The 13,547-nt window shown below is 40.6% G+C and carries 15 protein-coding genes; 1 reads left to right on the top strand and 14 read right to left on the bottom strand.

The annotated features are described in order from the left end of the window. Window positions 1–10 precede the first annotated feature (10 nt). From BN3282_RS12015 to BN3282_RS12005, 3 genes are all read right to left on the bottom strand, one after another. Complete coding sequence (locus BN3282_RS12015) at window positions 11–556, bottom strand: cell division protein SepF (protein WP_059069494.1); 546 nt, start codon at window positions 554–556, stop codon at window positions 11–13. Window positions 557–626: 70 nt separating this feature from the next. Then, on the bottom strand, window positions 627–1,322 hold the full coding sequence (locus BN3282_RS12010) for a YggS family pyridoxal phosphate-dependent enzyme (protein ID WP_059069492.1): 696 nt from the start codon (window positions 1,320–1,322) through the stop codon (window positions 627–629). A gap of 18 nt (window positions 1,323–1,340) precedes the next feature. Beyond that, entirely contained in the window at window positions 1,341–2,726 is a 1,386-nt protein-coding gene (locus BN3282_RS12005) for a biotin/lipoyl attachment domain-containing protein (RefSeq protein ID WP_059069490.1), read from the bottom strand. A 150-nt stretch (window positions 2,727–2,876) separates the two neighbouring features. On the opposite strand from BN3282_RS12005, the gene BN3282_RS12000 reads away from it, so the two are divergent. Continuing rightward, on the top strand, window positions 2,877–3,083 hold the full coding sequence (locus tag BN3282_RS12000) for a DUF378 domain-containing protein (RefSeq protein WP_059069488.1): 207 nt from the start codon (window positions 2,877–2,879) through the stop codon (window positions 3,081–3,083). Between the two features lie 121 nt (window positions 3,084–3,204). Here the strand turns inward: BN3282_RS12000 and BN3282_RS11995 are convergent, their stop codons facing one another. From BN3282_RS11995 to radC, 11 genes are read right to left on the bottom strand one after another with little or no spacing between them, the layout of a single operon-like run. Further along, entirely contained in the window at window positions 3,205–4,182 is a 978-nt protein-coding gene (locus BN3282_RS11995) for a D-alanyl-D-alanine carboxypeptidase family protein (protein ID WP_242866634.1), read from the bottom strand. Window positions 4,183–4,234: 52 nt separating this feature from the next. Further along, window positions 4,235–4,630 (bottom strand): methylglyoxal synthase, encoded by a 396-nt coding sequence (locus BN3282_RS11990; RefSeq protein ID WP_059070455.1) that lies wholly within the window; start codon window positions 4,628–4,630, stop codon window positions 4,235–4,237. A gap of 16 nt (window positions 4,631–4,646) precedes the next feature. After that, entirely contained in the window at window positions 4,647–5,783 is a 1,137-nt protein-coding gene (locus BN3282_RS11985; protein WP_059069484.1) for an FtsW/RodA/SpoVE family cell cycle protein, read from the bottom strand. Next, complete coding sequence (locus BN3282_RS11980; RefSeq protein WP_059069483.1) at window positions 5,780–5,992, bottom strand: cell division topological specificity factor MinE; 213 nt, start codon at window positions 5,990–5,992, stop codon at window positions 5,780–5,782. The genes BN3282_RS11985 and BN3282_RS11980 overlap by 4 nt, the downstream gene beginning before the upstream one ends. A 10-nt stretch (window positions 5,993–6,002) precedes the next feature. Beyond that, window positions 6,003–6,794 carry a septum site-determining protein MinD gene (gene minD / locus BN3282_RS11975; protein ID WP_059069481.1) on the bottom strand — a complete coding sequence of 264 codons (792 nt, stop codon included), beginning with the start codon at window positions 6,792–6,794 and terminating at the stop codon, window positions 6,003–6,005. Between the two features lie 34 nt (window positions 6,795–6,828). Continuing rightward, window positions 6,829–7,473: a septum site-determining protein MinC gene (locus BN3282_RS11970; protein ID WP_059070453.1), complete on the bottom strand. Its 645-nt coding sequence runs from the start codon at window positions 7,471–7,473 to the stop codon at window positions 6,829–6,831. 20 nt (window positions 7,474–7,493) lie between these two features. Further along, window positions 7,494–10,325, bottom strand: coding sequence for a penicillin-binding transpeptidase domain-containing protein (locus BN3282_RS11965; protein ID WP_059070451.1), 2,832 nt, complete (start codon window positions 10,323–10,325; stop codon window positions 7,494–7,496). A 37-nt stretch (window positions 10,326–10,362) separates the two neighbouring features. Then, window positions 10,363–10,896: a rod shape-determining protein MreD gene (gene mreD, locus BN3282_RS11960; RefSeq protein ID WP_059069479.1), complete on the bottom strand. Its 534-nt coding sequence runs from the start codon at window positions 10,894–10,896 to the stop codon at window positions 10,363–10,365. A gap of 14 nt (window positions 10,897–10,910) precedes the next feature. Beyond that, window positions 10,911–11,774, bottom strand: coding sequence for a rod shape-determining protein MreC (gene mreC / locus BN3282_RS11955; protein WP_059069477.1), 864 nt, complete (start codon window positions 11,772–11,774; stop codon window positions 10,911–10,913). A 1-nt stretch (window position 11,775) separates the two neighbouring features. Then, window positions 11,776–12,795 carry a rod shape-determining protein gene (locus tag BN3282_RS11950; RefSeq protein ID WP_059069475.1) on the bottom strand — a complete coding sequence of 340 codons (1,020 nt, stop codon included), beginning with the start codon at window positions 12,793–12,795 and terminating at the stop codon, window positions 11,776–11,778. Between the two features lie 22 nt (window positions 12,796–12,817). After that, entirely contained in the window at window positions 12,818–13,513 is a 696-nt protein-coding gene (radC, locus tag BN3282_RS11945) for a RadC family protein (RefSeq protein ID WP_059069473.1), read from the bottom strand. Window positions 13,514–13,547: the final 34 nt, after the last annotated feature.

Raw genomic sequence — 13,547 nt, 5'->3', positions numbered from 1 at the left:
CTAATCTGTTTTAATATCTTCCTCTGACACTCGGTGTTTCCATGGAACCTCCAAGCAAATCCTGAAGATCTCCTGAAATATCTACATTCGTCGGTGTGACAAGAAATATGTAATTAGAAATTTTTTGAAGATTTCCGTTGATCGCAAAAGTAGCACCGGAAATGAAGTCGATAATCCTCTGTGCAATCTCCAGATCCATACCTTCCAGATTCAAAATCACTGTACGTCCAGAAAGAAGAGTCTCTGTGATCTCACGGGAATCATCTACAGAAGTTGGCTTTACAACACATACTTCCATATTACCGCTGTTGTTTTTTCTTGATGCCGGCTGACGCATCGGAGTCACCTTGTTTCCTGATGCCGGCTGGAATTTTTCTTCTTCCATATCAAAATCATCATATTGATCTTTGCTGTTTTTCTTTCCGAACAGAGAACGACGAGGCTGCTTTTCTTCGTAATCATCTTCATAGAATTCATCATCATCATAAAAATCATCGTCATCATAGTCGTCTTCGTTTAATTTCATGATGTCCAGAAATTTATCAAACACACCCATATTTACACTCCTATCTCATGTCGGTTTATTGACATACTTTTTTGTTTTATACTTTCATCCCAGTATTTTGTCATTTTATGTCATAATCCCTGGCACCAAAGATTCCTGTTCCGACACGGACCATCGTAGCGCCCTCTTCAATCGCAACTTCATAATCATTGGTCATCCCCATTGAAAGTATACTCACATTACTATTATCAACGTTTTTATGTCTAATGTCAACAGATAATTTCCTCAAAGCCGCGAAAATAGGACGATTTTTTTCTGGATTTTCTACAAATGGAGCAATCGTCATCAGACCTCGTACATTTATATGAGAATATTTAGAAATTTCATCCATGAATGGAATTACTTCACTCATCTTTAAGCCGAATTTACTTTCTTCCTCTGCCACATTTACCTCTACTAATATATTCGCCGTACAGTTTTTCTTTTCTGCTTCTTTTTCTATTGTCTCTGCAAGACGCAGAGAATCAACAGAATGTATCAATTCTACTTTATCTATGATATACTTCACTTTATTCGTCTGTAAATGTCCGATCATATGCCAGCGGATATCTGAAGGAAGCTGCACATATTTATCCGTCAGTTCCTGCACTTTATTTTCTCCGAAAACACGTACTCCCAGATTATAGACTTCCTTAAGCATCTGCACAGGTTTCGTCTTGCTCACAGCGATCAATGTAACATCTTCTCGTTTGCGTCCTGCCCGCCTGCATGCAGCCTGGATATTTGCCTCAACTTGTGCGAGATTTGTTTCTAACATAATTTTTTCCTGCCTTTCTTATTGAAATACTATTTCATCTTCTTTCATACTGTCTCCATTTTGTACAATATGATCGTAATTATTCAAGCCATAAGTATCACCTTCCCGGACAATATAATATTCATCACTCTCACACAGAATATCCACTTCTTTAAATACAGCATATCCTTGGTTGATATTATATACTCCTTTTAAAGGTTTTGTTTCTCTTAGTGTGTAAGTTTCAGCAGATTCTGGTTTGATAAAAGTAGTTCCTTTTGTAAAATCAGCGGTACTTACATATACTTCTCCCGATTCAGAAATGTCATAAATCTCAATCGGCGTAAATTGGGCAGAATTCCCCTCGGTCTGTACCAATACGCCTGGAGAAGAACTGTTCCCTCCGGTCGTGATATATTCCTTGGGAATTGTAAAAAATTCTTTTTCTACAACCGCTGTACGCGGAATCTTTAATCCTGTCTCATCCTCAAAGATCAGTTCCATATTCAGATAACGTTCTTGCGCATAACGTATCATGGAATTGTCAAAATCCAGACATCCATAGTATGCACCATCCTTCTCGATAATAGAAAAATCCGCCCACATTGTCTCACTGTCTTTATCAATACGGGTCTTCATGCTTGTTACATCCTGCAGAGACTTGGCAGTAGTTTCATCCAACTGTACCAATACGGACCACTTTTCACTTGTAACCAATTTGTATACAGGGTCTCCAGCTTCTATTTTCATCTGGTCGTTCAGTTGTATACTCTCATAGCTGCTGCGGTCAAAATCTTTTTCTGTAAAAGAGTCTTTCGTAAGCCCTTCATATCCATCTATTGTCAGCACAAGTATTCCGTCCTGAGATGTCTGAAAGGAAGTCACTTCGAGTCCGCTTGCTTCGATCACTGCCGAGAGCTGACTTGTCTTTGTCTTACTGCCTGAAGTCTGCATTAAAGCGGTAATCTCATTTTTCAAAGAATACACAGAAGAATACTTCTGCGGATCATAATTTTCATTAAACTGCTGCATCTGCAAGATCAGATTATTCTGGAGATCTTCGCTTAAAGCAGCCGTTTCTTCCGATGTATCTTTTGCTGGGAACTTAAGCTTCTGATCAGAAACAGTATAGACAGATGCGCCTGCCTTTACTTTACTGTTTTCATTCTGATAATAATTAATATACCCGCCGGTTTCTGTTTTAATGACACTCTCCTGCCGTATTGCCAGTCCGATATAGGAATTGTCTTTTACGATACTTCCTTTGCGTACCTCATAGGCATAAACCTTTTTGCTTGTAGCGTAGGTAAAAATTGTTACGACCAGATAAATGAATATGATCATAAAAATAACAATACCTACATTCCATTCACGGCGGTTTTTATATTTTTTTATATTAATGGAATTATCTTTCCTAAACTTCAAATGCCCTGTCTCCTTCTTGATACATGCTTTATATTCCTCTATCCATGCATTTCTTTCGCACTTTGCATGTTCAAGTATACCATTTTTATATGTATATTTCCAGTTTTTGTGGAAATAATGAAAGTATGGCTATGAAAAGGAGGAAATAACATGAAGTGGTTTGATAATACGGCTCTTACAATTGTCATTATCGGAGCAGTCAACTGGCTTTTAGTAGGTGTTTTCCGCTTTGATCTGGTGGCGTTTCTATTAGGAAATTTAAGCTGGGCTTCCAGGATCGTGTATACGGTCGTAGGGCTTTGTGGATTATATCTTATCAGTCTGTATGGCAGGATACACAGCATGTCAGAATCATAAAAGCAGCGGAATTTGACCTATTTTGCTCCATCGTTTATAAAAATAAAGCCTGTATTCGACAGAAAAGCATGTATAATATGCTTTTCTGTCGGATACAGGCTTTTTATACTTTCCCAAAACTTTATCGATCTGCAATACCTCTTGCAAGCAAAGCGGTCATTTCATCATAGAGGATACTTTTATCGTCCGCTCCCATAACAATGGAAATATACGGTTGTTTTTCTATGTCCTGACTATAGAGAATTAGGCAGGAGCCTGCCTCGTCAGTCGTTCCTGTTTTTCCTCCGAGTATATTTACACCTTCCGGAACTTCGGCTTCACCCAGCGCATAATAATTTGTCGGCTTCCAATCTTCTGTTCGAACGATACCGTCCGCTCCTGTAATAGAAGCAGAATAAGAAGTCTTTTCAATGATTTCTACATACTGTTCGTTTTGTACTGCCGCATTAAACATCAGATACAGATCATAGGCAGTCGTATAATGATCGTCGTCCTGAAGACCATGCGGATTGACAAAATGGGTCTGCGTGGCACCTAACTTTTTTGCTTCTTCATTCATCAAAGCTACGAATTCTTCTTCACTGCCGGATATATGTTCGGCGATCGCAATCCCCGCATCATTTCCCGACTGCAGCAAAAGTCCACAGATAAGATCATACAGTGTAAGTGTATCTCCTGTCCGTAAGCCACAGACAGAGGAATCCCATTCCAGATCCGTTGCATGCTCACTCACTGTGACCATATCGTCTAAATTTCCATACTTTAACGCCACATAAGCAACCATGACTTTTGTTGTGCTGGCTGGAAATAATCGGTCATATAAATGATATCCATAGAGAACATTTTTGTTGTATATATCGAATAATCCCGCCGCATGAAGACTGGTATTATCTACGAAGCCAGATAATGCCACATCATTTTCTTCAGAAACACAAAGATTCTGCGCAAACAGGTCTCCTTCAAAGAGTTTCTGATCATACGTGATCTTCTCATATTCTGCGGTATAATTCCTTTTGCTGTCTTTGTAAACAGATACACCGATGCATCCGAAAATTACCAGGATGACCGTAAGAAACACATACAGAAAAATCCGGCGCATACGCCGGCGTCTCCGCCTCCTCATCACCTGTCTTTTTCTTAAATTCCTGCTGTTATCTGTACATTTCACGCCAGTCTAAATCTCCTCTGTCCAATGCTAGAATCAAAGCCTCTGCCGTTGCAATATTCGTTGCGATCGGAATATTATACATATCGCATAATTTTACGATATCATTGACATCTGGTTCGTGGGAACGTGAAGTCAGCGGATCACGGAAAAAGATAAGCAGATCCATCTCATTATGTTCGATCTGTGCCCCAAGCTGCTGCTTCCCGCCTAAGTGTCCTGCAAGATACTTATGGATGCTTAAATTCGTTACGCTTTCTACCAGAACGCCGGTTGTCTCTGTGGCAAACAAAGAATGTTTGCTCAATATCCCACGGTATGCGATACAAAAATTCTGCATCAGTTTCTTCTTCGCATCATGTGCTACTAATCCTATGTTCATATGCATCTTCTCTCCTCTATTGATATTTATTAGGCTGTAAGCCAACATTTAAAACAAAACCTATTCCCATGAAAAAACAAACGACAGAAGTCAGACCATAACTTACAAACGGAAGAGATATCCCTGTATTGGGGAAGATCATAGTAGCCACACTGATATTGATAAAACTCTGGATCCCTATCAGTGCGGCAACGCCGGCGCAGATGATGCGCCCTGCCGTATCCTTTGCCTTTAATCCTATCAAAATGCAATCTATCACTATTAATAATAGCAAAATTATGACTATACAACAACCCACAAATCCCAATTCTTCTCCGATGATGGCAAAAATAAAGTCTGTCTGAGGCTCTGAAACAAAATTTCCATTTTTTACGGACACGCTGGAATCGTTATTATATCCTTTTCCAGAAAGTTGTCCAGAACCGATCGCCCGGATAGAATTTAGCTGTTGATACGCTTCTTCTGATTCATATTTTTCCGGCTCCAGCCAAGCAAGGATACGATTCTGCTGATACCCTTTTAGAAACGGCTGATTTGGCTGAATGACTGCCGCAAAAAGAATAGCCCCTGTGGGGATTACGATCGCAAGGACAGTTCCTATAAATTTGTAGCTGAGCCCTGCCATATACATCAGGACACAAAACAACGCTCCTATACAGATCGTAGTGGACAGATTTGGCTGCTTAAAGATCAGAAGCAGGGAAGGAAAAATCAAAGCAATCCCCTGCAGGATCGTTTTTTTGTCATTTATAGCAGCTTCTCTGTCAGACAAAAATCTTGCAAAAAACAGGATCATCAGTATTTTTGTCAGATCAGAGGGCTGAAATTGTGTAATACCGATATCCAGCCAACGCTTGGCACCATTTGCAGAGATTCCGAATATAGGTACCGCGATAAGAAAGAGAAGATTTATGACATATAAGAGCCAATAAAAGTTCAAGATCCATTTATAATCGATCAAAGAAATAACTACCATAGCGCCAATCCCGATAAATACGCCCACGATCTGCCTTGTCTGCAGATCCGGTCTTGCGCTTCCCACCATAAAAATACCTATAATAGATAGGATAAGCACAAGGATGACCAGGCTAAACTTATATTCTTTTATATGATACCGCTGTTTGATATTCTGAAGGTAAAACTTTAATTTCAATGATTTTCTCCTGTATATTTTATATGTATATCTGTACGTGTTATCTCTATATCAAAATTTTCAGGTTTTATTTCTATGTATTTTGAAATTGTGTGATAAAGATCCGACGATAAGCGTTCACACGCGTCGGGCATTGTACAGTGTATCCTGTCTGCATTCAGCAGATTTTTCAGTCTCTCTTTTGCAACAAAAACAGATGGCGCATTCATGTAAGACCTCCTAATTTTTCCTGAAAAGATTAGAAAATCTGGCAAGCAGTCCCTCTGCATGAGAGAAATCTGTGATCGGGAGCGCTTCCCCTAAGAGTCTGCGGCATACTTTTTCGTAGGCCTGTCCGGAAGGGCTGTCCTCTCCCACAACAGGCTCGCCCTGATTCGTAGCGATCACGACCTTTTCATCATCAGGGATTACTCCTAATAAATCAATAGCAAGTATTTCTGTGACATCTTCCACAGACATCATATCTCCCTTCTTTACCATATCTACTCGCAGACGGTTTATCAAAAGAGAATTATTTTTGATACCCTTTGCTTCCAGCAGCCCGATAATACGATCTGCATCCCGGATAGCTGATACTTCAGGGGTTGTTACGATAATAGCGCGTCCAGCTCCGGCGATCGCGTTTTGAAATCCTTGTTCGATTCCTGCCGGACAGTCCAAAAGAATATAATCAAACTCACTTTGAAGATCTTCGATCAATTTTTTCATTTGTTCCGGTGAGACGCTTGTTTTATCTTTCGTCTGCGCAGAAGGAAGCAGATACAGCTCCGGGAAGCGTTTATCTTTGATCAAAGCCTGTTTCAAGCGGCAGCTCCCTTCTATGACATCCACCAGATTATATACTATCCTATTTTCTAATCCCATGACAACGTCCAGATTACGCAGTCCTAAATCTGTATCTATCACGATCACCTTTTTGTTAAGCCTCGATAGCCCAATGCCTATATTTGCTGTTGTCGTCGTTTTACCAACGCCGCCTTTTCCTGATGTAATGACAATCACTTCGCCCATGTCTTTTTCCTCCTACAACTTCTTATTCCTTTGATCACTCTACAAGTGGATCGAGATAAATATGGTTTCCATCTATGAATGCGATTTTCGGACCATTTATGGAGAGATTTTCTTTATGGAACCTTTGACAGTTTGCCTCTATTTCTCCTATACAAAGTTGTTTAGGCTGCATAGACAATGCAGCGACAAAAGCATTCCTGTCTCCTGAAGCACCGGCTTTTACAGTGCCGGAAAGTCCGCCAACGACTACGACATTTCCTTTGGCGATCACTCTGGCTCCAGACTCCACATCTCCTAAGATCACAATACTGGAATCGGATTCTAATACTTGCCTTTTACTCAAAGTACCTCTATAGAATTGTCCGTCTTTCTTGTAAATATTAGAAAGCGTTTGTTCTACAATGCTTTTGTACATTTGATCTTTTTGTTTGTCCTGTTCAATGATACATACGATTTCAATTCCTGTTAAGGCAGAAATCTGTTCCAAAACATTTTGTTCTTCTTCTTTTGAAAGAGAACGCCCTACCAGTGAAAGAGCCATATGTGCTCCTTCAAAAAAACGAGTAGAATTCTTTAGTTTCAAAGTAAGTGCTCTCATCAGTTCACCAAAGGGAGCCTTCGGATCTAAATGAATCTCCATTCCGTAACGGCTGCTTTTGATGGATACCAGTCTGTCCATATATACCATCACATCCTTTATTAATCCCCCGCGAGCGCTGTTCCTAATTCTGCTGCTGAACCGGTGATCAGTTCATCAGAACCGGAAAGTCCGTATTTGATCCTAACGATATCTCGCCCAATCTCAGCCGTATATCCAGAGTTGTATCCATTGGCAATCCGGACTGCAATAGCGATCTCTGGATCTTCTGCCGGAGCGAAACCGACAAAAAGAGCATGATCCGGGTGCAGATCACTTTGCTGTGCTGTACCGGTCTTTCCTGCCATTGTCACTTCAAGTCCACTGAAACTTGGAGTACTTGCCACCATGTCGATCATACCTTGATGGACAAGATCCCATGTATTGCTGCTGACTCCATCCATGGTGCCCGCCACATCCGGTTCATACTCTTTGATTATCTTTCCGTCTGAATCTGTCGTTTTCTTCAGCAATGTCAGATCATATACTGTTCCGCGGTTTGCAACAGTGGCTACATAACGATTCAACTGGCTTACAGTGTAGTTATTTGTTCCCTGTCCTATGGCAGAGAGGATAGAGTATTCATCTGATATCTGCGGTTCTGATTCAGGAATTTCCAGTCCGGATTTTTCTCCCAGACCGAATTGTTTTGCATATTTTGCTAGTGTATCTGTTCCCCTGTCACTATCATAATTGCCCTCCGCATCCAGACTCATATCATATCCCAATTCATAGAAAAACACATTACAGGAAACATCCAACGCTCCGACTACATTGAGATCCCCATGTCCGTTTGGATAAGACCAACATCGTGGACTCGGTGTTACTTCGGAGAACTCTCCGTTGCAATAATGCAGCGTGTCTGCGTCAATATAACCTTCCGTCAGACCTGCAACAGCGGAAACCATTTTATATGTGGAGCCGGGTGCTGTGCGTTCCTGTGTCGCATTATTATAGAATGGGCGTGACAGTCCTGTAACCAGTTTATTATAGTATTCCGAGTCCATTGTATTGGCAAGACGGTTATTGTCATATCCCGGATAGGAAACACAGGCGAGTACCTCACCGGTATTTGGATCGCTGACTACAGCAGAGCCTGTACACGGCTCCAGCGCCAGCTGTCCGGGAGTGATCTCCAGATTTTCTATCTTCCCATATAACCAGGAATAGGAATTCACACTGCCGTCCAAAAGTCCGTTATAAGATGCTTCATCCATAGGAAGAACTTCCTGCTCATACACAATGGCACAGATCTGTGCACCACTGATACTACCTGATTTTATAAGATATTTGTAGAGAAGTTTGTCGAAATTCATATCCGAAACTAAATAATCTTGCAAAAAACTTAAAATCCCCTGATAAATTTCCGCAGAATCCGAATATTTTTCTTCTGAAACATAATCACTTAGTTTAGAAGTATCAATCCAATTCTGTGAAATCGCATAATTTAAATACTGATACAAATTGATATTTTCTTCTTTTGTCCATGCCTGATATGTTTCATCATTTGTATCGATCGCATCACTTATCAAGATTCCTTTATCTTTCAGGAGTACGTCAATCGACACATAATCCAGATAAGCCTGCATTTCAGAAGAAAGTTCATTGTAAGGAGCTGCGTCTGCATCCTGCATATATTGGATAATCTCCGGTACAGCAGAAGCTCTTTTTTCCTCAAATACAGCATAGACCGCCTTTTCGGCAGGTTTCGCGTCTTCTGCTCCAAAATGTGTTTCATCGACGATTTCGTTTGCAATAAAGGCATTATAGGCATCTCCTATAGGAATGATGATATCTTTGGCATCTTCAGCCGTACTTGGATCATAATCCAAGATATCATGCAGTTTGGAAAGGATGATACCGGCCAGTTTTTCTTCCAGAAGCTGGTATGTTTTTTTCTGCAGGTCTTTATCGATCGTCAAATATACATCATTTCCGGCGTCAGGCTCTGTAGTACTCACCGTCTCTGTTACCTTGCCCATACTGTCCACATAAAAAATTGTCTTTCCCTTTGTTCCCTGAAGTGTTTCATCCATCGTCTGTTCCAGTCCAGATTTTCCGATTATATCTGAAAGCGAATACTTTTTCTTATCCGACTTATCGAGAGCATCGTATTCTTCTTGTGAGATTTTTCCAGTGTATCCGATAATAGAAGCAAAATATTTACTGTCCGTATAACGCCTCAGAGAGTCTTCTTCTATATCTACACCGTTTAGGGAATCTTTATTTTCCATGATTGCTGCCACAGTCTCTTCACTTACATCTGACGCCAGTGTAGTGGAAATATATTTTTGAAAACTGTTTAGATTGATGGCATAACGCATATTTACCATTTTCAGGATATATTCTTTTTCCAGTTTTTTATCATCCAGTCCATATCCATAAACTTCATCTGTACAAAGATAATGTATAATTTCTTCCGCAGATTGTTTTTTTTGTTTTTCTGTCAGCTTATCGATCGTAGCCAGACCGTATACATCTGCCACAAAACGAAGCCGTAGTGTTTCGTCGGTTTGAGAGAATTCATAATTTCCGGCAGCATCCAACACGATACCAAAATCACTGATAACGGAATCACCGTGGGATTCTACGATGGACAGTACAGAATCTAGTATTCCGTTTAAGATTTCATTTTTTTCGGTTACAGTATTTGCCGTTATATTGTCTTCGATCGTTACAGAGTATGCAAGTTCATTATAGGCCAGCAGATTTCCGTTTCGATCATAAATATTTCCCCGGGTTCCCGGTATCTCTTTTGCCTTGCGGATAGTCAGTTCATAGTTTTCCAGATAGTCTTCTCCCTTTATGATCTGGAGATAAAATAATCTGCCCGCTAAAATGACAGACATGATGGAAAACACAAAAAGCAGCACGAAAAACCGTGATCTAAACATCTGTATGATCCCATCTTTTATACGGTCCAAAGTATCTCTAAACAAATTTACTAGCACTCCTTTTTTCTTCCGCTTCCAGTCTGTGATTGATAAATAAGATCAGCGGATACAATCCAAGTGTTATCACGATAGTATAAATAAGTTCTGGAATAATAATATGGTTCAAATAAAACCAGAAATAGAACTCGCTGCGCAGCATAAACATAAAGAAGTAAACAACCAGTCCAAATACAAATTCACTTGCTGCTATTAAAAAAAGCGGCAGTTTTATATCCTCATCATAGTACATCTGCATAAAAAGTCCGTTGACATATCCGGTCAACAAATAGATCAGCGCATACATTCCGATTATGGATCCAAATTGGATATCGATCAGCAGACCGGAAAAAAAACCGACAAGCATGCCTTCCTTTGAACCTCTCATAAATCCTATCGAAGATGTCAGGATGATCATGAGATTGGGTTTGATGCCTGCGAGCTCCAAAGAAGAAAATACGGTACACTGAAGCAGATAACAGGCGAATATCAGAACAGCTGTTATGACTCCCCGCTTTATCTTTATCTTTTTCATATACACAGTCCCTTCTATTTACTTTCCCCTGTCAGGTCTTTCTTGGTTGTCAGTATGACCAGAACTTCCTGCAGATTTTTGAAATCAACTGCCGGTGTGATATACCCGGAACGGGTCAGATTATTGGAATCTACATTAACTTCACTGATATAGCCGATCAAAATTCCTTGCAAGTATTTGTCACTGATATAGGATGTTACGATCTGATCTCCTACAGCCACTGTATTTTCATTGTTCTCCATTTGTTCAAAACGAAGTTTCCCCTCATTCATAAGTGTCAGGTCTCCGTTTACGATACAGCGGTCAGAGGTAGAAAGAACCATGCCGCTTATATTACTGGAATCATCAATGACAGAACGGACTGTTGCCCAGGTAGGTCCAACTTCGGTCACGATACCGACCAGACCGCTCCCTGCCATAACATTCATATCTTTTTTGATCCCATCAGAACTTCCCTTATCAATAGTAAAGGTGCTGAACCAGTTGCCTGCGTCTTTACCGATCACATGGGCGGCAGTTTTGCTATAATCAGCATAACTTTGATCCAACTGATACAATTCCTGAAGACGTTCTAATTCGTACTTCTCCCCCTGCAGATTATTATTCTCTGTAACAAGTTCATCAACCCTTGCCTGCAGTTTTTCATTTTCTTCACGTACTTGAGAAAGTGTCTCAAAATTTTCACTCATATCGTTTAGCCAGCCGCCGATCTGATTGAAGCCTTGCTGCATAGGAATGACAGTAATATTTGCTAATACTTTAAATGGTCCTTTTGTTTTCTCGGAAAAAACAGAAAGAAGCATAAGCGTAATGCAGAGAAGAGAAAGTCCCAATAACCAATATTTATTTGTTCCGGAAGTCTGATTCTTCTTTTTCATTTTATCTTAACCACCTATAATCTTCATCTAACATGGAATATGTCAGTTTCCTGAATTCTTTATTCAATATGATCGTCTTCAAGCCTCTTACTGCACAAAGCTCCGGGTCTTTTGCTGTTGTAACAGGCAAACCAGTACTCTCTTGCAGATATGTAGAAAGCCCCCTTAAATTTGCCAATCCTCCTGTGAGATAGATCCCATTCTTTTCAATCCCTCTGCGCACATCCGGCGGTGTTCTGTCGTACATGGAACGAATCGCTTCTACACAGACCTCCAGAGGTTCTTTCATCGCTGCTCTTACAAGACCTATAGAAATAGCCTTCTCCTGAGGTACCCCTTGGACAAGATCTCTGCCTGAGACAGTAAGGGAGGCGTTCGTTTCCTGATCGAATACACCGAATTCCCTGCGAAGTCTTTCAGCCGTCATTCTGCCGATCAGAAAATCCCTGTGATGGCGGACCAGGTTTAAGACAGACATATCAAAATGTTCTCCGCCGATTTTTACAAGACGGTTTAAAACGATGCCGCCGCTGGATAATACAGAAATTTCTGTTGTTCCACCTCCAAAATTCGCGATCATCATTCCCTTTTCATTCCATATATCCGCACCATATCCAATGGCGTCCGCTATACCCCGTTCCACAATCTTTACGGATTTTGCTTTTGCCGCCGAGTGAAAAACAAGATCATAAAACGCCCGTTTTTCTACTTCTGTTACATCTGTAGGCACAGCGACAAGATATTCGCAGCGGGAAGAAGCCCGTTCTCCTTTTAAAAGACTCTCTAGTAGATACTGCATATCGTCAAAATGCGCGATCACCCCATTTTTCATAGGAAAAACAACCTGAATGTTTTCTGGCGCTTTCTCGTACATTTCATAGGCACTGTCTCCTGTGGAAAAAACATAATGTTTGTCTTTCATGGCAATGACATCTTTTTCCCTGCGGATCTCATCTTTTTTCTTATCATATATTTTTATTTCATATGTCCCCAAATCTAAACCATAGACATTTCTCGCCATTTATAACCCCTTCTTTAAGTTCCTATATAAACCCCTTTTCTTTTAAACTGGCAAAACAGTTATTTCCAATAATGATGTGATCGAGCAGTTCTATCCCGATCAATTCACCTGCATCTCGGATCCGTCTGGTCACCAGGATATCTTCTTTGCTGGGAGTAGGGTCTCCGCTTGGATGATTATGCAGGAGAATGATAGAAACGGCATTTTTCTGCAGTGCCTCCACAAATAACTCTCTTGGTGATATAAGAGAGGCATTGACGGTTCCTTTCGAAATATTCGTCTCACCGATCAATTTCACCTTTGTATTCAGCAGCAGCAGTTTCATACTCTCCTGCTTTAAATGCCGCATATCTTCCATATAATACTGTGCGATCGAGGAAGGCGTAGAGAAATTTAATCCGGTATGCGCCGATGCTTTTGCCAGACGTTTGGCAAGTTCAGACAGGCATAAGATCTGTATGGCTTTTACCTTGCCGATCCCTTTTACCTGCATGAGCTGTTCCATAGACCACTGATGGATATTTAAAATACCTTCCTGGGCAAAAACAGGATGCAAGAGCTTTTCTGCCAGCTGGATCGAGTTTTCCCCTCTCGTGCCTGTACGCAGCAAAACTGCAAGCAGCTCTACGTTTGTCAGATTGCCTGCTCCAAACTGTTCACACTTTTCATATGGACGTTCTTCACTGTACATTTGTTTGATCGTATTTGTATGTGTCATTTCATTTTGCTGTGATGTCACAATACAATGATTT

The organism is Mediterraneibacter massiliensis, from assembly GCF_001487105.1.
Classification (GTDB): Bacteria; Bacillota; Clostridia; order Lachnospirales; family Lachnospiraceae; genus Mediterraneibacter; species Mediterraneibacter massiliensis.
This window is presented reverse-complemented; position numbering and strand designations above follow the sequence as displayed.